The sequence below is a fragment of the Bowmanella denitrificans genome (genome assembly GCF_002887595.1).
Classification (GTDB): domain Bacteria; phylum Pseudomonadota; class Gammaproteobacteria; order Enterobacterales; family Alteromonadaceae; genus Bowmanella; species Bowmanella denitrificans.
Genome location: NZ_PEBU01000012.1, coordinates 132930 through 158781 on the forward strand (window position 1 = coordinate 132930; position 25852 = coordinate 158781).

26 protein-coding genes are annotated in these 25852 nt (G+C 50.5%); 4 read left to right on the forward strand and 22 right to left on the reverse strand.

Annotated features, from left to right (window positions below):
* The first annotated feature begins 2 nt into the window (after nucleotides 1-2).
* Nucleotides 3-500 carry a thiol peroxidase gene (gene tpx, locus CSR04_RS19705; protein ID WP_102798046.1) on the forward strand — a complete coding sequence of 166 codons (498 nt, stop codon included), beginning with the start codon at nucleotides 3-5 and terminating at the stop codon, nucleotides 498-500.
* A 59-nt stretch (nucleotides 501-559) separates the two neighbouring features.
* Here the strand turns inward: tpx and rpoS are convergent, their stop codons facing one another.
* From rpoS to CSR04_RS19815, 22 genes are all read right to left on the reverse strand, one after another.
* Nucleotides 560-1540 carry an RNA polymerase sigma factor RpoS gene (gene rpoS / locus CSR04_RS19710; RefSeq protein WP_102798047.1) on the reverse strand — a complete coding sequence of 327 codons (981 nt, stop codon included), beginning with the start codon at nucleotides 1538-1540 and terminating at the stop codon, nucleotides 560-562.
* Between the two features lie 78 nt (nucleotides 1541-1618).
* On the reverse strand, nucleotides 1619-2437 hold the full coding sequence (locus CSR04_RS19715) for a peptidoglycan DD-metalloendopeptidase family protein (protein WP_102798048.1): 819 nt from the start codon (nucleotides 2435-2437) through the stop codon (nucleotides 1619-1621).
* Between the two features lie 30 nt (nucleotides 2438-2467).
* On the reverse strand, nucleotides 2468-3046 hold the full coding sequence (locus tag CSR04_RS19720; RefSeq protein WP_102798049.1) for a YqaA family protein: 579 nt from the start codon (nucleotides 3044-3046) through the stop codon (nucleotides 2468-2470).
* Entirely contained in the window at nucleotides 3043-3693 is a 651-nt protein-coding gene (locus CSR04_RS19725; RefSeq protein ID WP_102798050.1) for a protein-L-isoaspartate(D-aspartate) O-methyltransferase, read from the reverse strand. The genes CSR04_RS19720 and CSR04_RS19725 overlap by 4 nt, the downstream gene beginning before the upstream one ends.
* 9 nt (nucleotides 3694-3702) lie before the next feature.
* On the reverse strand, nucleotides 3703-4449 hold the full coding sequence (surE, locus tag CSR04_RS19730; protein WP_102798051.1) for a 5'/3'-nucleotidase SurE: 747 nt from the start codon (nucleotides 4447-4449) through the stop codon (nucleotides 3703-3705).
* Nucleotides 4449-5492 carry a tRNA pseudouridine(13) synthase TruD gene (gene truD, locus CSR04_RS19735; RefSeq protein WP_102798052.1) on the reverse strand — a complete coding sequence of 348 codons (1044 nt, stop codon included), beginning with the start codon at nucleotides 5490-5492 and terminating at the stop codon, nucleotides 4449-4451. Before truD ends, surE begins: the two co-directional genes overlap by 1 nt.
* A 3-nt stretch (nucleotides 5493-5495) precedes the next feature.
* Nucleotides 5496-5969, reverse strand: coding sequence for a 2-C-methyl-D-erythritol 2,4-cyclodiphosphate synthase (ispF, locus tag CSR04_RS19740; RefSeq protein WP_102798112.1), 474 nt, complete (start codon nucleotides 5967-5969; stop codon nucleotides 5496-5498).
* A gap of 2 nt (nucleotides 5970-5971) precedes the next feature.
* Nucleotides 5972-6685: a 2-C-methyl-D-erythritol 4-phosphate cytidylyltransferase gene (ispD, locus tag CSR04_RS19745; protein ID WP_102798053.1), complete on the reverse strand. Its 714-nt coding sequence runs from the start codon at nucleotides 6683-6685 to the stop codon at nucleotides 5972-5974.
* Between the two features lie 17 nt (nucleotides 6686-6702).
* Nucleotides 6703-6990, reverse strand: a complete 288-nt coding sequence (gene ftsB, locus CSR04_RS19750; protein ID WP_102798054.1) for a cell division protein FtsB — start codon at nucleotides 6988-6990, stop codon at nucleotides 6703-6705.
* An 84-nt stretch (nucleotides 6991-7074) separates the two neighbouring features.
* Entirely contained in the window at nucleotides 7075-8439 is a 1365-nt protein-coding gene (locus CSR04_RS19755; RefSeq protein WP_102798055.1) for a TrkH family potassium uptake protein, read from the reverse strand.
* A 3-nt stretch (nucleotides 8440-8442) separates the two neighbouring features.
* Complete coding sequence (locus tag CSR04_RS19760) at nucleotides 8443-9096, reverse strand: potassium channel family protein (RefSeq protein ID WP_102798056.1); 654 nt, start codon at nucleotides 9094-9096, stop codon at nucleotides 8443-8445.
* Nucleotides 9097-9111: 15 nt separating this feature from the next.
* Nucleotides 9112-10563 carry a TrkH family potassium uptake protein gene (locus CSR04_RS19765; RefSeq protein WP_102798057.1) on the reverse strand — a complete coding sequence of 484 codons (1452 nt, stop codon included), beginning with the start codon at nucleotides 10561-10563 and terminating at the stop codon, nucleotides 9112-9114.
* A 4-nt stretch (nucleotides 10564-10567) separates the two neighbouring features.
* On the reverse strand, nucleotides 10568-11263 hold the full coding sequence (locus CSR04_RS19770; RefSeq protein WP_102798058.1) for a response regulator: 696 nt from the start codon (nucleotides 11261-11263) through the stop codon (nucleotides 10568-10570).
* Complete coding sequence (locus CSR04_RS19775; RefSeq protein ID WP_245921771.1) at nucleotides 11256-12278, reverse strand: sensor histidine kinase; 1023 nt, start codon at nucleotides 12276-12278, stop codon at nucleotides 11256-11258. The genes CSR04_RS19770 and CSR04_RS19775 overlap by 8 nt, the downstream gene beginning before the upstream one ends.
* Before the next feature lie 123 nt (nucleotides 12279-12401).
* Nucleotides 12402-13355 (reverse strand): magnesium/cobalt transporter CorA, encoded by a 954-nt coding sequence (gene corA / locus CSR04_RS19780; RefSeq protein ID WP_102798059.1) that lies wholly within the window; start codon nucleotides 13353-13355, stop codon nucleotides 12402-12404.
* 9 nt (nucleotides 13356-13364) lie between these two features.
* Nucleotides 13365-14333: a calcium/sodium antiporter gene (locus tag CSR04_RS19785; RefSeq protein WP_102798060.1), complete on the reverse strand. Its 969-nt coding sequence runs from the start codon at nucleotides 14331-14333 to the stop codon at nucleotides 13365-13367.
* Nucleotides 14334-14468: 135 nt separating this feature from the next.
* Nucleotides 14469-15128: a LysE family translocator gene (locus tag CSR04_RS19790; RefSeq protein WP_102798061.1), complete on the reverse strand. Its 660-nt coding sequence runs from the start codon at nucleotides 15126-15128 to the stop codon at nucleotides 14469-14471.
* Nucleotides 15129-15141: 13 nt separating this feature from the next.
* The gene (locus CSR04_RS19795; RefSeq protein ID WP_102798062.1) at nucleotides 15142-15912 is read right to left on the reverse strand and encodes a class II glutamine amidotransferase; all 771 of its coding nucleotides are present in this window, start codon (nucleotides 15910-15912) and stop codon (nucleotides 15142-15144) included.
* 93 nt (nucleotides 15913-16005) lie between these two features.
* A complete protein-coding gene (locus CSR04_RS19800) occupies nucleotides 16006-16620 on the reverse strand; it encodes a LysE family translocator (protein ID WP_102798063.1) in 615 nt (204 codons plus the stop codon).
* An 86-nt stretch (nucleotides 16621-16706) separates the two neighbouring features.
* Nucleotides 16707-17525 (reverse strand): AraC family transcriptional regulator, encoded by an 819-nt coding sequence (locus CSR04_RS19805; protein ID WP_102798064.1) that lies wholly within the window; start codon nucleotides 17523-17525, stop codon nucleotides 16707-16709.
* A gap of 110 nt (nucleotides 17526-17635) precedes the next feature.
* Nucleotides 17636-20800 carry a bifunctional proline dehydrogenase/L-glutamate gamma-semialdehyde dehydrogenase PutA gene (putA, locus tag CSR04_RS19810; protein ID WP_102798065.1) on the reverse strand — a complete coding sequence of 1055 codons (3165 nt, stop codon included), beginning with the start codon at nucleotides 20798-20800 and terminating at the stop codon, nucleotides 17636-17638.
* A gap of 351 nt (nucleotides 20801-21151) precedes the next feature.
* Nucleotides 21152-21763, reverse strand: a complete 612-nt coding sequence (locus CSR04_RS19815; RefSeq protein WP_102798066.1) for a TIGR04211 family SH3 domain-containing protein — start codon at nucleotides 21761-21763, stop codon at nucleotides 21152-21154.
* A gap of 147 nt (nucleotides 21764-21910) precedes the next feature.
* On the opposite strand from CSR04_RS19815, the gene CSR04_RS19820 reads away from it, so the two are divergent.
* The 3 genes from CSR04_RS19820 to CSR04_RS19830 all read left to right on the forward strand — a co-directional run bounded on the left by CSR04_RS19820 (nucleotide 21911) and on the right by CSR04_RS19830 (nucleotide 25830).
* Nucleotides 21911-23425, forward strand: a complete 1515-nt coding sequence (locus tag CSR04_RS19820) for a CYTH domain-containing protein (protein WP_102798067.1) — start codon at nucleotides 21911-21913, stop codon at nucleotides 23423-23425.
* A gap of 52 nt (nucleotides 23426-23477) precedes the next feature.
* The gene (locus CSR04_RS19825) at nucleotides 23478-24569 is read left to right on the forward strand and encodes a helix-turn-helix transcriptional regulator (RefSeq protein WP_102798068.1); all 1092 of its coding nucleotides are present in this window, start codon (nucleotides 23478-23480) and stop codon (nucleotides 24567-24569) included.
* Nucleotides 24570-24672: 103 nt separating this feature from the next.
* Nucleotides 24673-25830, forward strand: coding sequence for a hypothetical protein (locus CSR04_RS19830; RefSeq protein WP_102798069.1), 1158 nt, complete (start codon nucleotides 24673-24675; stop codon nucleotides 25828-25830).
* Nucleotides 25831-25852: the final 22 nt, after the last annotated feature.

Sequence of the window (25852 nt, forward strand, 5' to 3'; positions counted from 1 at the left end):
AAATGGCGACTATCACGTTAAAAGGCAATCCAGTAGAAACGGTAAGAGATCTTCCTGCATTGGCAAGTCAGGCCGCTGATTTCAGTCTGGTGAAAACCGATCTTTCTGAAGTGCATTTGGCGGACTATGCAGGCAGTCGCCTGGTTTTAAATATTTTTCCTTCCGTGGATACGCCCACCTGTGCCATGTCTGTGCGCCAATTTAACCAGCAAGCGGCTGCACTGGATAATACTCAGGTGTTGTGCGTATCTGCCGATTTGCCCTTTGCGCTGGCCCGATTCTGTGGTGCGGAAGGGATAGATAAGGTGGTTGGCGTTTCCTGCTTCCGTAGTGACTTTGGTCAGGCGTATGGTGTGACGATTAAAACCGGTCCTCTGGCTGGCTTGCTATCTCGTGCGGTGGTGGTTATTGATGAGAAAGGTAAGGTTGTATACACCCAGCAGGTGGCGGAAATTGCTGATGAACCTGATTACCAGAGCGCATTAGCGGCGCTGGCATAATGGCGCTATAGCCTAAGTAAAAAGGGCTGCCCATGGGCAGCCCTTATTCATTACGCATATTAAGCTTCGCGACTAAATAATGATTCCAGGTTTAACCCCTGGTGACCGAGCATGTCGCGCAGGCGGCGCAGGGCCTCAACCTGAATTTGCCTGACCCGTTCACGGGTTAGACCAATCTCCGCGCCGACATCCTCCAAAGTGGAAGGCTCGTAGCCCATCAGACCAAAGCGTCTGGCCAGCACTTCACGCTGCTTGGCGTTTAGTTCATTCAGCCAGTGCACTATGCTTGAACGCATATCTTTGTCCTGAAGTTCATCTTCCGGCCCATGTCCTTTTTCATCAGCGATGATGTCCAGCAAGGCTTTGTCATTATCACTACCGATAGGGGTGTCGACCGAACTGATGCGTTCGTTTAAACGCAGCATCTTGGTGACATCTTCCACCGGTTTGTCCAGGGCTTTGGCGATCTCCTCCGCGGTGGGTTCATGGTCCAGTTTTTGCGCCAGTTCACGAGCCGCGCGCAGGTATACATTCAGCTCCTTCACCACATGGATGGGCAAACGAATGGTCCTGGTTTGGTTCATAATGGCGCGTTCTATGGTCTGGCGAATCCACCAGGTGGCATAGGTTGAGAAACGGAATCCCCTTTCAGGATCGAATTTTTCCACTGCGCGAATCAGACCCAGATTGCCTTCCTCAATCAGATCCAGCAAGGCCAGGCCACGATTGTTGTAACGGCGGGCAATTTTCACTACCAGGCGCAGGTTACTGACAATCATGCGTTTACGTGAGGCTTCGCAACCCTTAAGGGCGCGACGGGCAAAGTAGACTTCTTCTTCGGCAGACAGGAGCGGAGAAAATCCAATTTCTCCCAGGTAGAGTTGGGTGGCATCCAGATTGCGATGCATATCTTCCTGATTGGCTAGAATTTCCTCCATGGGGTCGACTTCGTCATCTACATCTTCAAGCTCTGATTCGACAACGTCATCAAATTCATCATTCAGCTCAGCATCGGTGATGGCAGTTTTCTTTTGACCCATAACAGCATCTCCAGCAAGGTTGTGTGGTTTAGATAATTTCCCTCTTTCGTCCTCTCTCTATGTTGTTATTATTTATTGTTATGGTTGTTTGGGTAAAAACCGCAACGGATCCACCGACTTGCCTTTGTAACGAATCTCAAAGTGCAACATAGTCTGTGAGGTTCCACTGCTACCCATCTCGGCGATTTGTTGTCCGGGCCGCACCCAATCCTGTTCCTTAACCAGTATTTTGCGGTTATGAGCATAGGCGGAAAGATAGGCGTCAGTATGCTTGATGATAATCAGGTTACCGAATCCTCTCAGCGCGTTGCCCGTATAGACAACCTTGCCAACTGCCGACGCTAAAATCGGCGTACCAGGCGAGTTAGCAATATCAATCCCTTTATTTCCCTGTTCCGAAAGCGAAAACTGCCCTATCACCTTCCCATTTGCTGGCCACATCCACTCTGCGACCTGAGATGGAAAATCCGTTGCGACAGCCGTTGTATTTTGTTTATCGGTTCTGACGCTGGACTTTTGAGCAGTCTTAGATTCACCATACGCCTGCTTTTTCGGGGGGTCAACTGGCTGATTTGCTTTTATTTTTGAGGTCCGACCAGATGAATTTGTAACAGGTTTTGTCTGCTTTTTGTTACTTTCCTGTAACATTAATACCTGTCCAGGGTAGATGGCATAAGGCGCTGAGAGCTTGTTAATTCGGGCAAGATCTTTGTAATCATTGCCGGAATACCAGGCGATGGAAAACAAGGTATCGCCTTTTTCCACTTTGTATTGAGCTTGCTTTCCCAGGTCCCTGAATTGTTTAAAGGATTTAGCTTCGCTGAGTTCTACAACCGGGGCGGGGACATGGCGGGTGCTGCAGCCTCCCAACAGGGCGGCTGCAAAAAGCAGTGGCATGCAGCATCCTCGCCAGCCAATCAATGTCTGCTACCTCAACAACAGGTAAGCCACAATAGCCAGTACCACGGTGGCCCAGCCGAGGGTTTCTACATAGTCGCGCAACTTGTCTTCCATTTTCTTACCTCCCCAGCGCATTAATCCAGCTACCAGATAAAAACGCATGGCGCGACCCACGGTAGAGGCGACCACAAAGGGTAGAAATGCCATTTGCAAAAAGCCAGCACTTACAGTGAATACTTTGTACGGAATAGGTGAGAAGCCAGCGATAAAGACCACCCAGACACCGTATTGTTCAAACCAGGCCACGGCCTTATCCATCTTATGCTGATAACCCATTTCTACAATCATCGGGTGTAGCAGTGACTCAAAGGCCAGTAAACCCAGGCAATACCCGGCGATACCACCTAATACCGATGCCACTGAGGTTAAGAAAGCATAACGCCAGGCTTTATCTGGGCTGGCCAGAGCCATAGGGGCCAGCATCACATCAGGCGGTACTGGGAAAAAAATGGACTCGGCGAAGGTCATGCCACCCAAATACGCTGGGGCATGCTTGTGCCTGGACCAAACCATGGCTTTGTCGTAAAGATACTGAAAAATTTTCACATTATGGCTCCCGGCACCAGCGGCACAAACCGCACGGCTTCCACTGTCTTTTGTTCAAACTCATTCCCTGTTCTGGTGACGGCGTACAATTGCTGGCTGGCATTGCCAACCGGGATAATCAGGCGCCCACCATCGTTAAGTTGTTGCAATAGCATTTCAGGCATATGACTGGCGGCCGCGGTGACGATGATAGCGTCAAAGGGGCCTTTGCTGGCCCAGCCCTGCCAGCCATCACCATGTTTCATGGATATGTTGTGTAAATCCAGAGCCTGCATACGGCGTTTGGCCTGGTACTGTAAGGCCTTGATACGCTCCACGCTATAAACCTTGGCAAACAGCTGTGCCAGCACGGCTGTCTGGTAACCTGAACCGGTACCAATTTCCAATATGTTCTGAGCCCGGTTCGGCGCATCCAACAGCAATTCGGTCATGCGCGCTACGATATAAGGCTGTGATATGGTTTGTCCCTGGCCGATGGGCAGGGCAGTATTCTGATACGCCTGATGTTTAAGGGCATCGGGTAAAAAGGCTTCCCTGGGCGTGGCAGCGATGGCATGCAATACCTGAGGATTGCGAATGCCTTCTTTGCTTAGCAACTGGGCAAGGTTTTCCCCTTTTCTGGAGGTAGCTCTAGGTGTTTGACTCATCTGGGTTCTTTATAGTTTTTCAATCCAGCTCTGCATTTCTTCCAGGCTCTGGTAGGCGGTCATATCCACGCTCAAAGGGGTAACGGAACAGTAACCCTTGGCAATGGCATGAAAATCCGTACCTGGGCCTGCATCCTGTTCCTGGCCTACTTTACCATACCAGTATATTTCCCGTCCCCAGGGGTCCTGACTTTTCAGCATTGATTCTGCACGATGCCGGCGCCCCTGACGCGTCACCTGAATGCCTTTAAGCTGATCATAAGGCAGGTCTGGTACATTGATATTGAGTATTTGATCTGCTGCTAAAGGGTGTGCGCCAAGGTGGCGGATAATATCGCCAACAATACGTGCCGCTGTGGCGAAATGGCCACCCTGATAATTGCATAATGACACAGCAATGGCTGGCAACCCCATATAACGCCCTTCCGTAGCGGCCGCCACCGTGCCGGAGTATATAACGTCGTCACCAAGGTTGGCGCCATGATTGATACCTGATACGACCAACTGTGGATCATCCTGCATAAAACTGTTGATACCCAGGTGTACACAGTCAGATGGCGTACCATTGACTGCGTAGAAGCCGTTGTTCATTTTCTGGATTCGCAACGGTTGCTGCAAAGATAAAGCATTGCTGGCACCGCTGCAGTTTCGATCCGGGGCGATCACAGTGACATCGTGTTGTGCGGCCAGTTCCTGGTACAGACTGGCCAGGCCATCGGCATGCACGCCGTCATCATTGCTGAGCAAAATTCGCATTACTTACCCCCTGTTTGTGCTATGGCGGGCTTTGGGTTGAATAGCTCGCGGGTCACTGCCGTGGCAAATCCCCCGGCTGGTAGACTGAAACTTAGGTGAAGGCAATCTTCCTGCCAATGCCAAACTAAGTTCTGTGGATATTCAACCAAAGCGCGTCTTTCCTGTTTTAACCCCAATGCCGCCAGACCTGCACAAAGCTCAGCATGTTGTTGTACCTGGGCACTTTCGTAAGCCAGGGCTGCCCCTTTGCTGGCCAGCGCACCCTCTCCCCACATGGGCGCACTGAGCAATATATCCTGGCTGTTCAGGCGTTGTTGCAACGTCTCATCCCACTGCTCGGCACAAAAAAAACTGTTACTACCTGCCAGCAGCATAATATCGCCATCCATAGGCTGGTTAAAATACTTATCGCGTATCCTGCAACTGACGATTTCATTGAATAACCAGGCTCGAAGTGCCGAGATGGCCATGGAACGTTTTTGCCTGTCGCGAATCGTTTCACCGGCAAGCATTCTTGCACCCAGATGTAAGTTGCCGTTACGGTTGCCAAAGCGTTGCTCACCAAAATAATTGGGTACACCCGCACTGAGCTTTGACAAACGTGAATTGACCTCATCCACTTGGCTGATCTCTCGCAGTACCAGCTCAAAAGCATTGGCTTTATGTGTACCAGTACGCAGTTTACGGTTGTGTCGAACGGCTTTTAGAATCTCTACCCCTGGTAAGGTAAATGCGTTCCAGTCTGGGTCTGTTTTACCTGGCAAATGCACGCCAATCCACTGCTCGGTGATAGCATATTTATCTTTACGCCCGGAAAAACTGACGTTGCGGGGATGGACACCGGCAAATCTGGCAAGTTGTTCGGCCACATTGGCCGTGTTCAGGCCATTTTTTCGTACCCACAAATAAATATGCTCACCTTCACCGCAAGGCTCATAGCCTAGTTGTTCACGCACGATAAAATCTTCGGCAAAGGCTTTGAGTAAACCTGTACCTGAGGGTTGACCCTGCAGGTACTGCCAGTGGACGGTATCAAGATTCAAAGTTTATTCCTTTTCCAGCAACACCACGGCATGGCAGCCAATGCCTTCTTTGCGCCCGGTGAAGCCGAGTTTTTCAGTGGTGGTGGCCTTAACGTTGATTTGCTCCTGGGTGGCATCCAGATCCTCGGCAATGTTTTTACACATGGCATCGACATGAGGCGACATTTTGGGTGACTCCGCCACTATGGTGACATCCAGATTACCCAGGCGATAGCCCTTGTCTCTGACCAGGGCAAACACATGACGCAGCAGATGACGGCTGTCTGCGCCGGCATATTGTTGGTCATTGTCGGGAAAGTGTCGGCCAATATCCCCCAGCCCCAGCGCGCCAAGTAAAGCGTCACAGATAGCATGCAGTGCCACATCACCATCAGAATGCGCCAACAGCCCTTGTACATAGTCAATTTTTACCCCACCGATAACAATGGGACCTATGCCACCGAACTTGTGCACATCAAAGCCATGTCCTATACGCATCTTCATATGCTGCTCCTGCCGTTATGCAATAATTTATTCAGATAAAACTCCGCCAACATAAGATCCACTGGCTGTGTGACCTTGATATTACAGGCATTACCTTCCACCAGTTGTACTGTGCCGCCAATCCACTCAATCGCAGAGGCTTCATCGGTGATCGCAACGTTGGCATTCAGGGCTTGCTGCAAACTGTCTTTTAACAAAGCCAGAGGAAAAAACTGCGGTGTCAGGGCATGCCACATGCGGCTTCGGTCCAGACTTGTGTTTACCCGGTTATGCTCATCGGCCAGCTTCATTGTGTCTCGTACCGGACAGGCCAGAATGCCGCCAACCGCACCGCCAGCCAGGGCCAGTAATTTATCCAGATCCTGATGAGGCAGGCAGGGGCGCGCCGCATCATGCACCAACACCCACTCTTCATCCTGGATGGCTGCAAGACCGGCCAGTACCGAATCGGCGCGTTCTTTTCCGCCATTCACCCTGGTCAGCCAGGGTTGGCTGGCAATGGGTAGCTCGGCAAAATAGGGATCTTCAGGGTGCAGCGCCAGCACCACCCGACTTATCTGTGGGTGGGCTATCAGGTTCTCGAGCGTTTGTTCCAACATGGTCTTACCCAACAAGGGGAGATACTGTTTGGGGATATCGGCGCGCATACGCTTACCGACACCGGCAGCCGGAACGACAGCAGTAAAGTGTTGGGCTGATGGTGGCGTCATTCTCTGATGATCATGGCTTATTGGTTTGGCGCTTTGGAGGGGAGGATGCGGTAAAACGTTTCGCCTTCCTTGATTAATCCCAGCTCATTGCGGGCTCGCTCCTCAATGGCTTCAAGCCCCAGTTTCAGGTCCTGAATATCGGCTTTCAACAGATTGTTGCGTTGCACCAGATTGGCATTCTGCATCGCCATCTGTTGCGCTTCCTCTTTCATCTGCCAATAATCAGGAATGCTGTGCTTACCAAACCACAGGCGGTATTGCAGCATGCCAAGCAGGGTAACAAGCACCAAGCTTATCCATTTCATGCCAAACCACCTCAATTAATTCGATGCAGGTATTATGCAGGCACAATATTGCCAAGTCTAACCCTTATCTTATTGCTGCTCTGATTAACCTACTGCCAACCTGGACTCTGGGTAAGCTATGCTCCTGGTTCTTGGACTGGCAAGGAAATAGGCCAGGGTTAACGGCCCTAGTCGTCCCATAAACATCAGAATGATGATAATCAGCTCACCTGCGGGTGAAAGACTGGCAGTGAGTCCCCGGGATAACCCCACAGTACCCAAGGCGGAAACCGCTTCGAATACCACATCGATAAAGGCCGCCTGTTCGGTGATCAATAGTAAGAATATGGAAATCCAGGTGACACCCACCGATATAACGGTTAACGCCAATGCCTTTTGCACTGTACCGGTGGGAATGGTGCGGCCAAAGGCTGTGACAGCACCGTCACGCCGCAGGAAACTGTAGGTTGCCAGCACCAGCACCATAAAGGTTACGACCTTGATACCACTAGCGGTGCTTAACGATCCACCGCCAATAAACATTAACAGCAATGTCAGTGCTGTGGTGGCGTCTTCCAGTTGGTGAATAGCCAGAGTATTAAAGCCCGCCGTCCTGGGTGTTACAGCTTGGAACCAGGCCGCCAGCCATTTCCCGCAGCTATTCAACGCGCCGAGAGTGGCAGGGTTGTCGTATTCAATCCAGTAAATGGCCAGCAAAGCAATGACATTGATGAGCAAGGTCCCTGTCAACATTAAGCGGCTGTAGAGGCTAAGTTTATTCCAGCAGCGCTTGCGCCACAGTTCCATCCACACAGAAAATCCCAGACCACCAGTAATAAATAAGGCGGTAATCGTCAGGTTGATGACAGGATCTGCCACATAGGGCATCAGGCTGTCAGGACTCAAGGCAAAGCCAGCATTGTTGAAGGCCGATATGGTATAGAAAAATCCATGTAGTAAACTGGTTTTCCAGCCAAGCTCGGCTGACCAATACAGGGTCAGAATCAGCATGCCGATACTTTCTACTATCAACGAAAACCACAACACCGATTTTGCAGTGCTGACTAAGGTGGATGTGTCGGTCTGATTAAATGCTTCTTTGGCAATGGTTTGCTGTAAGAAGCCAATTTTTCCGCCAAGGGCCAATAGCGTAACAACGGCAAAGGTCATTAGTCCCAGACCGCCCAGTTGTATCAATATGGCAATTACTAATTGACCAAACAAGGTAAAGGCCGATCCTGTATCCACCACTACCAGGCCAGTAACCGTTACTGCAGAGGTGGCAGTAAACAGGCTTTGCATCCAGCCGATAGATTGTGTGCTGGCAAACGGCAGTTTTAATAGCAGCATACCAAGCACTATCAACATCACAAACCCGCCACAAAGCACTAAAGGAGGAGCTGCATGGATTTTCTTTGATGCTTTGGGTTTACGCTCCAGACGGCGTACTCTGGGTTGCCACTGCACCATCAGTTAAACCAACCTTGGTGCCAAATTTTTCAAAACCGCCCGTGTACCGCAGAACAGCGCAATATCTTTGCCGCGCAGGGTGAATTGGGTGTCCGGCTTGGTAAACAATTCCTGCTCACGCTTCACCAGTAAGGTTTCCACAATCCGTAGGTTATCACCCAATAGTTCAGCCACGGTCAGACCGCTCAGCTTGTCAGCAATATGCACTTCCACTACATAGTAGCCATGGCCTATTGACAGGTAATCGTTAACCATAGGGTAGTTCAATGCCTGGGCCACCCGTACCCCCATATCTTCTTCGGGGTGAATAATGCGCGATACCCCCAGCTTAGACAGTATGGTGTGATGAGCGCTGGTGTTGGCTTTTACCCAAAGCTCCTGTACGCCGAGGTTTTTAAGGTGCAGCGTACAGAGCAGACTGGCCTGCATATCTTCACCTATGGCCACCAGTACTGCGTCACTGTTAATCAGATTCAGTTCTTTTAGGGCACGTTCATCGGTGGCGTCACAAATGATCGTTTGAGTGAGTTCTTCTGCATATTGTTCAGCCAGTTTCTCGTCGCTGTCGACACCTGTTACGGTATGACCCAGATAAATCAATTCCAGGCTCGCAGTAATGCCAAAACGTCCAAGACCAATGACGGTAAAATGTGCCATGTAAGGATCCTTAAGTTAACGGCGCCAGAATAGGGGAGAAAACAGCGCCAGCACGGTAAAATATTCCAATCGTCCGAGGATCATGGCGCCGTTAAGTAGCCATATGCCTGCGTCGCTGACCGGTAGGAAATTGCTGCCCACCTGGCCAAATCCTGGCCCCAGAACGTTGATACAGGCCGCTACAGCAGTAAAAGCTGACCAGAAATCCAGACCGGTCTGCATTAATAACAAGGTCAATACTAAAGATGAGCCAGCGGCAAATGACATAAACCCCATCACTGCGCTACGTACCTCGCTGTCCACCGCCTTGTCCTGATAACGTAACGGCAACATGGCACGAGGGTGGATAAGTTGTTGTATCTCCCGGCGAATTAATTTAAAGGTGATAATATCGCGAATTATTTTATTGCCACCTGCAGTAGAGCCGGCACATCCGCCCAGGTAGGCACAAAACACCAGAAACATGGCACTGGCCGCCGGCCAACTGCTTAAATCCGCCGCGCCAAAACCCGTACTGGTAATAAAAGACACCACATGAAATGCGGCAAAGCTGAAGGATTCCAGAGAGCCATAGCGGTTTTCCACAAGCAGATACAGTCCCAGTGCCGCAGACAATGCTACAACAATAAGGATAAACACCCGGGTTTCCTCATCCCGCCAATACAAGAGCGGCGCTTTGCCATGCAAGACGCGAAAATGCAGGCCGAAGCTGATGGCACCCAGCAGCATAAACAGATTAGAAATCGCCAACAGGCTGTGGCTTTCAAAGTACCACATACTGGCATCATGGGTGGAAAAGCCGCCGGTGGAAACAGTACTGAGACTGTGGGCAATGGCGTCAAAGCCATTCATTCCACCCAAATAGTAACTCAGAGCGCAGAGCAGGGTGATCAATACATAAATAAACCACAAATAATGGGCAGTGTTTGCGATACGCGGCGAGAGTTTATCGTCTTTCACCGGGCCCGGTGTTTCCGCCTTGAGCAGCCGCATACCACCGACGTTTAGCATGGGTAACACGGCAACCACAAAGATCACCACACCCAGACCGCCCATCCACTGCAGAAACTGGCGATACATCAGAAAAGACCTGGGCATAGCATCTAAGCCGGTTAACACTGTGGCACCTGTGGTGGTCAGAGCACTGATGGACTCAAACACCGCGTCGGTAAAGCTTACTCCTGTCACCAGCATTACTGGAAAGGCGCCCAGTACGCCGGTTAACGCCCAGGTCAGAGTGGCAAACAGCAGCGCATCACGAAAACCAATTCGGCTCAGATCGGTGTCTTTCAACAGAAAGTTAATGACCAGCGCCAGAATCAGCATAAAGCAAGCTGGCTCAAAAAAGCGCGCTGCCATCTTGTCGCGAAACCACAGTAGTGACAATAACGCAAAGGCAAACTGCACTATGCCCATCCAGAGCATTGGCATAGCCAGTAGCTTTACAACCCTGTCCAGCTTGACCATGCTGTTATTCGCCTTTTGTGCCCGGTTCGGCAATAAAGCGATAACCAACCCCTGGCTCGGTCTGGATCAGTTTTGGGCAGCCTGCATCATCGGCCAGTTTGCGTCTTAACTGACTGATAAAAATGCGCAGGTAGTGGGTGTCTTCGGTGTGGGTATTACCCCATATATTGCTTAGCAGTTGCTGCTGGGTCACCAACTTACCGGGACGACTGGCCAGGTAACTTAACAGAGCAAATTCTTTACGAGACAGGGCGACCACCTCACTCTGACGCCAGACCTGGTGATTGTCGATATCCAGGCTTAGTCCATCGAACTCCAGTCTGGTTTGTTGCACTACAGTACCAAGGTCGCGTAGCAGCACACGTATGCGGGCGATAAGCTCTTTGATGCCAAAAGGCTTACTCAGATAATCGTTGGCACCACCTTCCAGCAAGCGAACTTTCTCTTCTTCTTCATCCCGGGCTGTAAGCACTAGTACCGGGACCTGGCTGATTTGGCGCAGTTCTGTCAACAAACTAAACCCATCTTTATCGGGTAAGCCTAAGTCCAGAATCACCAGGTCCGGCTCCTGCTCCTGCATTTTTCTCAAGCCCTGCGCTGCCGTTAGTGCCTCAAGGTAACAAAAATGCTCGGCGGTCAGTGAAATGCGCATAAAGCGTTGAATTTGCGGTTCGTCGTCAATAACCAGAATTTTATGCATGGCGATCCCCCTGTTGTAACGGCAGGCGTATCCCCATAGTGCATCCCTGCGTTGACGCCAGTATAGCTAATTGGCCTTGATGAGCGCGGACAATACCGGCTGCCACAGCCAGTCCCAGACCGGTACCGCCTTCACCTTTGTCGCCCTTGCGGGTGGAATAAAACAGCTCAAATACCTTGCTGTGATCTGCCGCCGGAATGCCGGGTCCTTGGTCTTTCACCTGAATATCCAGACCGTTTAAATCCGCCTTAACCACGATGCTGACCTCGGATTCAGAATACTTAAGGGCATTGTCTACCAGATTGTACAAAGCCTGTTCCAATAGTGACTCGCGCACCGGCACATCCGGCAGGTTGGTATCCAACCTGACTTTAACGCGGGGATTGTCCAACCTGCTCACCACCGCCTGAACGATGGGGGCGACAGATTGCATGGTAGTGGAAAACCGCATCTGCCCCTGTTGCAATTTAGTGGCCTGTAACAAGTTTTCGATGTAGCGATGCAATCGGTGGCTTTCATCCAGTGCGCCTTGCAGTAATTCTTGCTGATCTTCGCCCGGCAACTTGCCAGCATAGGATTGCAGAGTACTCAGGGTGCCGATAATAGTGGCCAGGGGGGTACGCAGATCATGGGAAACTGACAGCAGCACACTTGAGCGCAACTGCGCCTGGCGCAGGGCTTCCTGTTGGCTGCGATAGTAGGCGGCCAGGTGACTGGTGAGTAGGGCGATGACCAGAAACACCAACATATTGACGATATCGTCAGCATCCGTCATATGCAGGGAGTACCTTGGCTGGGTAAATAAATAGTTGAAGCTTAGGGCCCCAATCAATGCAGCAAGCACAGCGGGCAGTCGATCACCACGCAGTGCCACTGTGGCCACCCCCAACTGTAAAATCAGTAACGTCGCCAGTTTGGGCAGAAACCACCAATCAAGCAGGTAGCTGACTAACGCGGCCAGCAGCATGATCAGCAGGGCAAAAACATAAGGGTTAATTTGTTCTAGGGTCCGCAAACTGACATGGACTCAGGTTGTTGTTGTGTAGTATCAATTTACAACAAGCCGTGCCCCTGCGGCGTAAAAGTTGCGTTAATTTATTGACCTGTCGACGATCTTTTCGATTATCGACAGGTGAAACTACAGCCAGCCCTTGTATTTAAAGAACAGGTAAGGGGTAATGCCCGACAGTACCATTAAGCCCAGCGCCCATGGATAGCCAAGTAGCCATTGTAATTCAGGCATATGTTCGAAGTTCATGCCGTAAATACTGGCCACCAAAGTCGGGGGCAGAAAGACCACCGCAGCGATAGAGAATATTTTAATTATCTGGTTCTGCTCGATATTGATAAAACCCTGAGTGGAGTCCATCAAAAAGTTGATCTTGTCGAACAAAAATGTGGTGTGCGCCATCAGGGTATCAATATCGCGCATAATTTCCCGGCAGGATTCCTGCAGCTCAGGTGCCTCTCGCAAGTGTCTGAGCAGAAAAGAAATGGCCCGTTGGGTATCCATCAGGCACAGACGGATTTTACCATTACTGTCTTCGGATTTGGCCAACTGGGCGATGGCTTCTTCCAAATCTGAGCCTTCCTCTTCCAGCACCAGATAGCTGGTTTTCTCCAGGTTGCGGTGAATATCCTCCAGATTATCGGCCAGATTTTCCACCTTCTGTTCCAGCAGGGTCACCAGCAATTCTGCCGGTGAACGGCTTTCCACCTGACCGCGACGGGCGCGCATACGCAACAGGCGAAAATCCGCCAGTTCCGTGTCGCGAATAGTAATCAGCCGGTGCGGTTGCAGAATACAGGCCACCGAGCTGGTGGTGTGTCGCCCTTCACTCTGGGTTAAAAACAGTGAGTGCACGTGAATACCGGCCTGATCGACAAAGTAGCGTGCCGAGGCTTCAATTTCCTCCATGTCGTCCAGTTCAGGTAAATCCAGCCGCATCAGATGTTGCAAAGCGTCACGCTCTTCATCTTCGGGTTCCTGGGCATCCAGCCACTGGGCATGCGGCAGAGCCTGGTCCAGCGCCGTTTCGTCACTGGCCAGTTCGCGAATCAGACCATTTTCGAATCTAAACAGTTTCAGCATACTTAGTCTCTAAGACAATACACCATAACCCAGATAGCCGGTATAACCCAGATAGACGGCGATCAGTGCCAGGCCTTCAGGGCGGGTAATTCGGCCCGGCCCTTTGAGACCAATGGCCATCAACAATAAGCCAATGGTCAGGGCCAGCATTAACGCCCAGTCGCGGGTCAAGACATCAGATTCCACGGCAAGAGGATGAATACCTGCGGCAATGCCCACAACGGCCAGGGTGTTAAACAGATTAGAACCGATGACATTACCTATGGCCAGATCATGTTCTCCCTTGCGCGCTGCGACCACAGACGAGGCCAGCTCCGGCAATGAGGTGCCAATTGCCACTATGGTCAGGCCAATAATCAAATCGCTGACGCCCATCGACTGAGCCACAGTGACGGCGCCCCACACCAGGATTCTGGAACTGATAACCAGCACCACCAATCCAATAAACAGCCAGATCAGCGCGGTTTTAAGTGACATAGGATGGCTATTCAGTTCCTCTTCCACTTCTCCGGCCAGGGCATCCTGACGCTGACTCAAACCTTCGCGGATGGACCAGCCCATCAGGCCAAGCAATACTGTCAGCAATATGGCGGCATCCATACGACCCAGATTCCCGTCATATAATTGCCAGCCTGCCAGCAAGGTCACCACCAGTAAAATGGGCAGCTCTTTACGGATAATCTGCGATTGCACGGCAATCGGGGCAATCAGCGCGGTCACCCCCAAAATCAGGGCGATATTGGTGATATTTGAGCCATAAGCATTGCCCAGTGCCAGGCCGGGGTTGCCGTCTGAGGCGGCCAGGGCGGACACTACCATTTCTGGTGCAGAGGTGCCAAAACCAATGATCACAATACCAATTAACAGGGCTGGCATACCCATATGTTTGGCGGTGGCCGCAGCCCCTTCAACAAATTTGTCTGCGCTCCAAACCAAAAGCACCAGTCCGGCTAAAATTGCTAATGCAGCCATGGTCATATGTTTCTCCTCCAGAGTTGGGCGCCTTTGTACATCATGCGGTGATTTGGGTAAATGGATTTACGTCCAATCACCATAATAGACCGCCACAAAGATTGAAAATATCAGGCTGTGGTCGTCGCGACGAACCCCAGATCATGGAATGTTAGCCGACCCGTGCTCAGCCAACATTTCCTCATAACCGATGAAGGCACCAAGCCCAAGCAGGATAGTGCCGGAAATTCTGTCTTGCCAGAGACTGAAATCGGCGTGTTGCGACAGCCATCTACCCAGTTTGTGTGACAGTAAGGCCACCAACAGGTCGCAGCATAGTGCAATCAGCAGATAAACCATCCCCAGTACTAATAACTGGCTGGTGATGGAGCCAGCGTCAGCACGTACAAACTGAGGTAAAAAGGCCAAAAAAAACAGGGCTGTTTTGGGGTTGGTCAATTCAACCACCACGCTTTGGCGGAATATTCGGGCCTTGCTCCAGGGCTTGATGTTGGCCTGTTGGGGGTTATTTTGTGGCGCGCTGCGCAGGTAGCTCCAGCCCAGATACATCAGATAGGCGGCACCCGCCAGTTTTAATGCCGTGTAAGCCAGTGGTGAGTATTTGAAAATAGCCGCCAGACCGAGAGCGGTGGCAATCACATAGATAAACGAGCCAATCGCCAGACCACCGGCGGCGGCAACGCCCGCCTGGTGGCCTTGAGACAGGCTTCTGGCCATGATGTACAAATTAGATGGGCCAGGGGACAGGCTGAGTAACAGTGCAGCAAGGGAAAAGGTCAGCAGAATCTCGATGGATGGCATGGCTTGTCTCCTGTCAGGGGCTAATAACTTCACCACGGCGAAATAACTGCCATTGGCCGGGTTGCATTTTATGCCACTGTTCATTGCAGGTCAGGGGTTCTGTGGCAATCACAGTCACCACATCATTGGGAGTGGTTTCACTGGCAAAATCAATATCTACATCGATATCGGACAGCCTGGCCTGGCCGAAAGGCGCACGCCGGGTGATCCAATGGAGCTTGGTAGTGCAATAGGCCAGCAGATATTCCCCATCTGACAGCAACATATTGAATACTCCCATTTGTCTCAGGTTATCCATTTGGTTGCAAATAAACTTAAAGGCCTGGCGACGATTTTGGGGTTTATTGGGAAATCGTTTATCTAGTTCACTCAGCAGATAGCAAAATGCATGTTCACTGTCTGTGGTGCCAACAGGCGTAAAGCGCGCGGTAGGCAGGCTCTTATGGTCTTTAAGCTGTCCGTTATGGGCATAGGTCCAATAGCGCCCCCATAATTCACGAGTAAAGGGATGGGTGTTTTCCAGGCCGATACGACCGCGATTGGCCTGGCGAATATGCGCCACTACGGCGGTGCTTTTGATCGGGTAGTCCGATACCAGTCTGGCTACTTCCGATTCATGGCTGGGCATTGGGTCCTTAAAGGTACAGACACCTTTGTTTTGGTAAAAGGCCACACCCCAGCCATCCCGGTGAGGGCCGGTGCGTCCGCCACGCTCGCGCAAGCCCTTAAAACTGAAACAGATATCTGTCGGCACATTGGCCGACATGCCCAATAACTCACACATAACTGCAAACAAGCCGATTTTGTTGCCCGCAGTTTAGCAAGAATCACGTCGCCAGGCAGCACACAGTCTCAGATTCGTCTGAGTATTACCTTTTTAGGTTTGCCAGATAGGATTGTCTGCCAGCAACCACACCGAGACCAACGTCAGGCTAAGGGCGTAGAGTTGATTTTGCCAGAGCATAATAACGCTTTGTCTGGATAGTCTTTCCAGCAACTTACCGGCACCAATCCAAAGCAGATGCATTGACACGTTCAGCAGGGCCAGCAAAACGATCAGGATGGGGATGGCTGTTGAACCAAACTGTTGCTCAGCAGGCTCGGTGAACAAAGAGAACATCAGTACCACCATTACCCAGCCTTTGCTGTTTAACAGCTGTACCATCAAACCATCACGAAAGCCCATAAACTTTTGCTGCTGCTCCTCGGTATTTTTACCGGAGCGCAGAAAACCGATGGCCAGATAAAAAAGATACAAAGCGCCAAGTAATTGCAGTAGTTGAAACGCCATGGGATGGTCGTGCAATACCGCACCAAATCCATAACCAACCAGTACGGATTTCAGTATAAACACCAGATCAATGCCACAAAGCAGCGGCAACGAGCGACGGATTCCGACTTTAGCACCGGATGTGGCAAACACAATATTGGCTGGGCCAGGGCTGAAGACCAGAGGAAACATTACCCCCAGCCATAACGCGAGAAAACTCATGGAACACTCCTAAGCGTTTAAAAACGCCAGGGTATCCAAAGACAGCAGATAGATTCTTGTATGAAATTGCAGGCTTAGTGTTTGACTTAAATGGCGCGGATATAGCGGCCAGGGGATACACCAAACACATTCTTAAAATTCCGGTTCAGATGACTTTGGTCGAAAAATCCGCAGTGCAAGGCGGTATCAACACAACTGCTGCCGGATTGCAGAAGATGACGGGCATGTTGAACCTTTAGCAGTAACAGGTATTGATGCGGGGCGATACCGTATTGGCGTTTAAAACTACGGATTAACTGAAAACGCCCCAGGCCGGTCAAGTGACACAGCTTATCCAGACCGATATTTTCCTGCCAGTTAGCCTGCAGATAGTCCCTGCTCAGGATGGCCGCTTTCTGATCGACCTTCTCCAATGCGCTTTGGCTTGATTGCCCGTGGCGTTTAAATAGGTTTTGCAATGCCAGCGTCAGCAAACTGTCCTGCGTCATATCAAGACTGTTCAATTCCAAGGTTTGATGCAGTGTCAGCAATTGTGTAAATAGGTGTGGGTCATCAATAATGGGCCCCGTTAGTGTCGGTGTGCCATTGGTACGCTGCTCGTCAAGACAGCGAGTGACCAACTTAGTATCGAAATAAAACATGCGGTATTGCCAGCCGTTTTCCGTGCCAGCATAGCCGGTGTGAACTTCGCCAGGGTTGATGGCTACAATCTGATGCTGTGGTACAAGAATATTGCTGCCACGGTAGTTCAATCCTTCGGCACCGCGCTCAATCACTCCAACTGCCAGCTCTTCGTGCCAGTGCTTATTGAAAGAAAATTGCCGGAATGACGCTTTAAGCAGCTCTAGTTCTGGCTGTGTGTGGCTGCGCCAAATTTTTGAAAATTCGCGGGGCTGAGGAGTCAAGACGTAGGGACACCGAAATGGCCACTGGGTTGAAGCAGTCTAACAGAAATTACTGAGGTAGATGAAGGGGATGCGCCGGCCCGAAGACCGGCGCAGACCGGCTAAATCAACTAGTCGCCCAGACTCAACAGCGTTGCATTACCGCCGATTGCGGTAATATTGTTGGTACGGGTTTTCTCGGTCACAAAACGCGTCAGGTAATGTGGACCACCGGCCTTGGGACCTGTGCCGGACAGACCCTGACCACCAAAGGGTTGAACTCCAACCACCGCACCAATCTGGTTGCGGTTGATATACACGTTACCCACATTCACCCGGTCAGCGATATATGCCGCCTTTGATTCATTGCGGGTGTGAACACCCAGCGTCAGGCCAAAGCCCGTGCCATTAATATCACTTATAACCTTGTCTAAATCGTCTGCTTTGTAACGCACAACATGCAGAATGGGGCCAAAGTGTTCTTTATGCAGTTCATTTATGCTGCCTATTTCAATGGCAGTGGGGCAAACGAAACTGCCCTTGCCAGTGTCTGCTGGCATATTGGCAGTGGCCAGTACCTTGCCGGATTGACTGATAGTGGCAATGTGATCATTCAGGCCGCTTTGTGCCCGGCTATCAATGACCGGGCCCACATCGGTTTTATAATGAATCGGATTGCCAACGCTCAGTTCGTTCATGGCGCCTTTCAGCAGCTCCAGAATGCGCTCAGCTACATCTTCCTGTACATACATGACCCGCAGTGCTGAACAGCGTTGCCCTGCACTCATAAAGGCAGATTGCACGGCATCTTTAACCACTTGTTCGGGCAAGGCAGTACTGTCGACAATCATGGCATTCTGACCACCGGTTTCAGCAATCAGTGTGGCAATGGCGCCATCACGACTTGCCAGGGCACGGTTAATCGCCTTGGCAGTATCGGTACTGCCGGTGAAGCACACCCCGGTAACGCGCTCGTCACTGGACAATTTGCTGCCAACTTCTGCACCACGGCCCGGCAGCAGTTGAATCGCACCAGCCGGGATACCGGCTTGTAGCATCAGTTGCACTGCCCGGAAGGCCACCAGACTGGTCTGCTCGGCGGGTTTGGCAATAACGGTATTACCAGTTACCAATGCCGCGACCACCTGGCCGGTAAAAATAGCCAGGGGGAAATTCCATGGGCTGATACAGGCAAACACACCACGGCCCTGCACAAACAGCTCATTCAGTTCGCCTGTCGGGCCAGCCAACGGGCCATGATAAGCATGCAGTTTACGGGCTTCGATGGCGTAGTAGCGGCAAAAATCCACGGCTTCTCGCACTTCGTCGATACCATCCTGCAGCAGCTTACCGGCTTCAAGGGTACATAAGGCGATAAGCTCATGTTTGTGCTCTTCCATTAAATCAGCGAACTTTTCCAGAGCTTCGGCACGGGTTTCCACCGGTGTGCGGTTCCATTCAGGGAAGGCCTGGTGGGCGGTTGTAATCGCCAGCTCTGTTGCTTTGCCATCAGCAAAGTAAATGCTACCCACCTGCTGAGTATGATCCTGAGGGCATAACACCTTAACCAGTTCACCCTGGTTAAGGGTTTTACCATTCACGACAGGACCACCCTGCCATTGCTTACCGACAAAACCGGTGACGGCGTTCATAAAGGGTTGGAGCATGGATTCAATATGCAAATTGACACCTTCGGAATTCTGACGATTGATAAAAATCTGGGTTGGCAACGGAATTTTGTCGTTGGCCAGACTGGGTAGATGCTGCAGGCTTTCCAGTGGATGATTCACCAGGGAAGACACTGGCGTATTGGGGTCAACCAGCTTATGTACAAATGAGCTGTTGGCACCATTTTCCAAAAGACGACGAACCAGATAAGGCAGCAAATCCTTGTGTGCGCCCACCGGGGCGTAGATACGCACATTGGTGCGGCCAGACTGGCCCAATACGCAGTCATACAGTTCGTCACCCATGCCATGCAAGCGCTGGAATTCAAACTCCCGGTTTGCAGCCATACGGCGAATAGCGGTGACTGTATGGGCATTGTGAGTGGCAAACATCGGATAAATGGCGCCTTCGGTATGCGCACTCAGCAGAAAACGGGCACAGGCCAGATAGCTGGCATCGGTGCTGGCTTTTCGGGTGTATACCGGGTAGCTTTCCAGGCCCATTTGCTGGCACAGCTTAATTTCCGTATCCCAGTAGGCGCCTTTAACCAAACGTACCGGAATCAAGTCACCCTGGTCTTTGGCCAGTTGGGCAATCCACATCAGCACCGGCAGGGCGCGTTTTGAGTATGCCTGCACCACAATACCAAGCTGCCCCCAACCTTTAAGTTCAGGGCTTCTGTAAATCTGCTCAATAAGTTTCAGCGACAGTTCCAGGCGATCTGCTTCTTCAGCATCAATATTGACACCAACATTCTGGCTGCGGGCCAGAGCGATAAGCTTAATCACCGACTCGGCCATCTCTCCCAGCACCCGATCTTCGCAGGCGACTTCATAACGTGGGTGCAGCGCCGACAACTTAATGGAAATGGTCGGTGGCGCCGGATAGTCACCTTCGATTTTTTCCTTTCCTATCGCTTTGATGGCATCGGCATAGGCTGTCCAGTATTTGTCGGCATCCACCATAGTCAGCGCCGCTTCGCCGAGCATATCGTAGGAGTGGGTGTAGCCCAGCTTGCGCTGTTTGCGGCTGGCCTTCAGGGCTTCTTCAATAGTGCGACCCAGGACAAACTGCTTGCCCATAATTTTCATGGCCGCGTACATGGCATTACGCACCACCGGCTCGCCCAGGCGTGACACCATGCGATCAAACACCGACTCGCTGATGCTGCCGGTGGACTTGTCCAACTGGAACAGTTTGCCGGTCAGCATCAGGCCCCAGGTAGAGGCATTGACCAGCAGAGAATCGCTCTGGCTTAAATGCGCACGCCAGTTGGCGCCAGACAACTTGTCTTTGATCAGGGCGTCGGCCGTACCGGCATCAGGTATACGCAGCAGTGCCTCGGCCAGGCACATTAAAATCACCCCTTCGTGGGTATCCAGACTGTATTGCTGCAGGAAGGCGGAAATGCCATCCCCGCCACTGGCCTCTTTGCGCACCTGTTCAACCAAAGCAGTCGCTTCTTTACGAATATCTTCAAGCGTTTGCTGGTCAGAAGGGATCAGACTAAGTAATTCCTGCAGATAGGCATTTTCATCCACAATGTAATTACTGCTGATAATAGCCGGTAAGGTGGCAAGAGGTGGCAGCTGGTAGCTGTCATTGAAGAGTTCACTGGCTTTAAACATAACAAACCCTTTCCAGTAACACTGGGGCCGAGCCCTGTAAATAAAAGGGCGCCGGACACTTTTGTAAACCGGAAACACCCACCCGAATTTTGCGCGGAGTATATCGACGGTTCAGGTCATTGTATACAAAATGCAATGCATTTTTTGCCGGTAATTTTCATGTTTGTTACAGCGGTTTGTAACTGTTGCAAAAATGTCGGTAAATGCCCTGAAAATAAGCTGTTCCGCGCTATTCAGAATCTAGCATGGTGAAATGAAAAGGCCCGGTAAAGACCGGGCCTGGAGACTGGAATTGACTAACTGTTAAGCCAGCTTTACAAAATCTGGCTCAGTGTTGGTAAATGGAGCTGTTTACATCCAACCGTCATTACGACGACGCTTGCGCGGAATCAGCATCACAATAACGCCAAGCAGGATGCCCGCCAGACCGATAATGCCGCCGCGGGTCAGCCATTCTATTTGTACTTTGTTGTCTTTAGTGGCCAGTTCCCGTTCCACGCGACTATGCTGGCTTTGCAGTTCATCCAGGTCGGTCTGCAATTGCTTGTTGCGGGAGTTAAGGTCCAGAATCTGCTGATTTAACAAATCGTTTTTGCGTTTGGCTTCCTGCAGGGCTGATTGTGCGTCGGACAAATCTTCCTGCATTTGCGGCATGGCTTCACGCACCGAAGGTTGTTCACTGATGAAACGACCGTCTACCCAGCCGGTGCGTTGCTTGTCGTCGATAATTTCAACGAAGCCTTCACTGTCATTTCGTTGCAGCAGGGTGACTTTGCTGCCGGCGGTGACTGAACCCAGAATCCGGTAGTTACGCCCTGGGCCTGCATGCATAAAAGTGTATAAATCGTCTGCGATATAAACGGTTTCACCGTCAGTATCGCTTGGCTCCTGAGCCATCACCTGGGATTGGAAAAACAGGCTGGCCAGACAGAAAAATAAAGAGGAATAACGAAGTTTAGACATGGATGAAAATGGTCTGCCGGGTTGTAAATTTTTTAGATGGTATGGCCTGCTCAGGGCAAAGGCAAGTGATTGGTGCGATTGGTGAATTGCCAAGGTGATGGTATTGAGGGTAATGTTTAGCCTTTATCAGTGTTTAACCCCGGATACATGGAAACTGAAATAGAACTGAAATTGCTGGTTTGTGGCCATCCTGATGTGGTCAAGGTGCTTGAAAATCAACTGCTCCCGACCCTTGCTGCGCACTACACAACCGTGCAGATGGCACTGTCCAACCGATATTATGATACGCCGGATAAACAACTAAGGGCCATGGACATGGGGTTCAGAGTGCGGGGGCGTGACGGTCGCTTTCAGCAAACCCTGAAGACCGCCGGACAAGTGCAGGGCGGCCTGCACCAACGCCCCGAATACAATGTGGAACTGGAAGACCAGAATCCGGATCTTGCATTATTTGACCCGGCTATTTTTCCGGCTGATATCTCAATTGCCAGTTTGCAATCCCAGTTATGCCCTTTATTCACTACGCATTTCAGCCGCCATGCCTATCATCTGACCTTCAGCAATGGTACCGAGTTGGAACTGGTATATGACAAGGGGCAAGTGGCAACCGAATCGCATCAGCAAGCCATTAATGAGATTGAGATTGAGCTGAAAAAAGGTGACGTTGCCGATATTTTTCATCTGGCACGTAAGTTGGCTGACGCGCTGCCATTGCGCCTGGGGATATTCAGTAAGGCTGCACGCGGTTATCTGTTGGCTGCGGGTCAGGAGCTGACACCAAGAGCGTTGCCAGATTTTCTCGGCCTGGACGAACAGGATAATATCGAGCAGGCCTTTCTGAAGGCGTTACATTATGCTCTGGACTACTGGCAATTCCATCAGCAGTGTTATCTGGAAACCGGTAAGCCACGTGCTTTAGGGGGCATTAGTGCGGGTATTCAACTGGTCTCTCAGGCCATCAGTTTATATTTGCCAATGCTGCAATGTGATGAGCTGCTGACACTGCAATCACGGCTGATAAAACTGAATAACGACTGGTATTGGACCGACAGTCTGCTGGCGGTTAAAGCGTTGCGCTCGCGTAAAGGACCATTTCGTAAACGTTTGGCAAAAAGTGAAGAGGTCATCAGCTATTTGCGTGGCCGATACGAGGGACTGCTGATGCAGCATCGGCCCGACGAGTTGATATTGGCGCCACAGGCTGGTCGTTTGCAATTGGAACTGGCCGCGCTGGCTGTTGAGTTGCCCTGGCGCAAAAGTGGTGAAGCCTGGCAATCTCCGTTGCTCGAACATGCGCGGGGATGGCTGGCACAAGGCTGGTTTACTATCAGCCAGAGCATGCCGCGTAAAAAGAAGTTTAACGCACAAAATTACCTGTCCAGCGAGCCGTTATTGCGTCAGACCCTGTTTAACGGCTTATTCCTGGCTGGCTTATTCAGCCCGCAGAATCGTGATCAGTTCCGGGCTCCATGGCTGGATATTATCGACGGAATTGATGAGCTCAAGGCGTTGCATCTGCTAAAGTCAGAGTTGGATGTGGCCGATGTGCAGGATAAAGAAGAGTTACTTGTCTGGTGCAAGGACAAGATGGCGCATCTGCTAGAGGTGATGGAGCAAAGTCGTAAAGCCGCCCTGAAAATGGAACCCTACTGGAAACCCTGAAGACCAGCGTTTGTTACCACTCACACTCAACAGCCGCCGGGGCTAATGCGTTATGTTAAATCAAAATCAAATATTGCTGTTGGCGCTGCTGCTGCTCTGGTTATTGCCTGTCATCCTTATCTGGGTGCGTTACCAGCGTTTGCCTCATGCCCAGGAGCTGTTACTGGCGGTACTGTTTACCCCCAGCCTGCTGGTCGATCAATACATCAGTGCCTTTGACAGCCAGTCACGCTGGACTTTTCTGGTGGGCTTGTTTAACGGCATGCCGGTGATGATTGCTGCTTTGCTGGTGCTGGCGGTGGCTAAGCTGGTGCTGGAGAAAGGCAAATACCGGCAATGGCCGATTTGGTCGGGTGTGGCCCTGATGGGGATATTGCAAATACCTTTTATGTTGGCTCCACTGGCTTATAAGGCGCAATTACTCAGTCAGCCGATAGTAGGGCAGTTATCTGTGTACTGGCCTTTATATGCCTATCTGGCGTTATGCCATTTTCTGGTGTTGTTTCTGGCTCTGAACGTTGAACAGAAAATCAGTGACTACCAAAGTCACTTGTCGGATCAGGTTGTTGACACCCATTTTTATCGCTTTTCGGTGGCCGTTAAGCTGTTTGGTGGCCTGATCACCCTGGCTTTTGTCAGTTTAGTGGTGACCATGCTGGTGGCCTTCAATCTGCTGCCGTTTGACAGCTGGCGCGGCTTTGTCAGCGTAGGTTATTACCTGCTGTTTCTGGTACTGACCCTGGTACTGATGGAACAGCGTCGTTATTCCCCTTCGCCGCTGGATTATAAAGCGCTGGAAAATCACCGTTATAGCGATGCCTTTCTGCAGGATGTACTGAACCGCGCAGAGAAGGCCATGATTGAGCACAAGGCGTATAAGATTATTGGTTTACGCCTTAAAGAGTTTGCCGATATGGCCGGAGTGAATCCGGGGGCACTGGCCATTGCGTCACGCAAGTTACTTAATCGTAATTTTCGCGCCTTTGTTTATCACTATCGTCTGGAATATGCCAAGAATGTATTAATGCGCAGCGACGCTAAAGTATCGGCGGTGGCCAAACGATTGGGCTTTGATTCGGAAAAGTTTTTAAGCGGGGTATTTGTTAAATATATTGAGCAGATGGGTAAGGACGGGCGCGGATAGGTATTTTTAGTTTTTCCACTAATTTGAAATGCGGAGAGAATTTGCTACGCTTTTTTTGCGTTTAAAACGCAGGGAAAACAGGATAATTTATTAAGGATATTGTATGGATAGCAAATTTTTTAATCTTTTATTACTTCTTATCTTTTTATTTACTGCTGGCATTAGCAACCAAACGAAAGCGGATTTTAATAGTCTGACCGAGCCGCTGGCCAGTAACACCCTTTCCCAACTCTACCTCTGTGATACGGATATCACCTCAATGGCCAGTCGCTGTGACGATCTCAGTGAACAGGCCTTGCAAAGACGGGCCGAGTTTTTAATTGGCCCCCCATTTAACCCTGAATGTGAGCAAAACCCTCAGGATCCCTCTTGTTCTGGTAGTGCGGACAATGCTTACGCTGCAGTGGAATTTTTTATTATCTTTGCCCGCGCTGGCACAGCCCAGCGTTGGCGTATTGAGAAACAAATTGGTACCTACCATGTCCGTAGTCTGAGTACCGCGGGAAAGATTGATGAGGTAGCCGGTAAATTCAAGCAGTTAAATCAAACTTATGTCTTAATGGGCAAAAAATATAATTTTACCCAGCAGAATGATGGTGGTTTCTCAAATAAACTTGGGGAAAGTTTTTACAACGGTCATGATTTTATCGAAAGCGATAATGAAAGTGAATTTTTGAAAGGTACCACGGTAAAAGGACTCTTGCTAAACGATGGTGATTGCAAGTCAGCAATTGCCTATTTATATAGTAATAATTGTATCAGCTTTATAAATGGTTGGATTCGACAGGAAGTTTTAATGGGTCAATTCAAGGAGTTTCAAAGGATTCATGCTAACCTGCGTGAGCAGTTATCCAGCTTATCAATGCAAAGTAGGGCAACTGCCGATGCCGTCCATTTAATTCCCATGCATTTTTTAGACGACTCAATCCTGGTCTTGGCGATTGGAACGAGTCGCGATAAGAACCTGCCACCAAAAATTAACGTAGAAATGCATAGAAGTCGTGCTTCCAATCAGTTTACCCTGGAACAATTTAAAGAGGCACGGCTGGGCGTTAACGGTCTTATGCTCTCCGAATCAGAGGCTTATGTATATATGACCGGTGGCGGATGTAAGTCACCTGTCCCCCTGACGAATAGCAAAAAAACATACCTTGTCACAACAGTCATGCCTGCTGAAGGATCCAGCGAAGTCACTGCGGTGGAGTTATCAGGGCGTCAGCCCATCTGGGATAAAGCGGTTAGCTGTCAGGGAAGATACTAACCCATTGTTAAATAGCAGACTG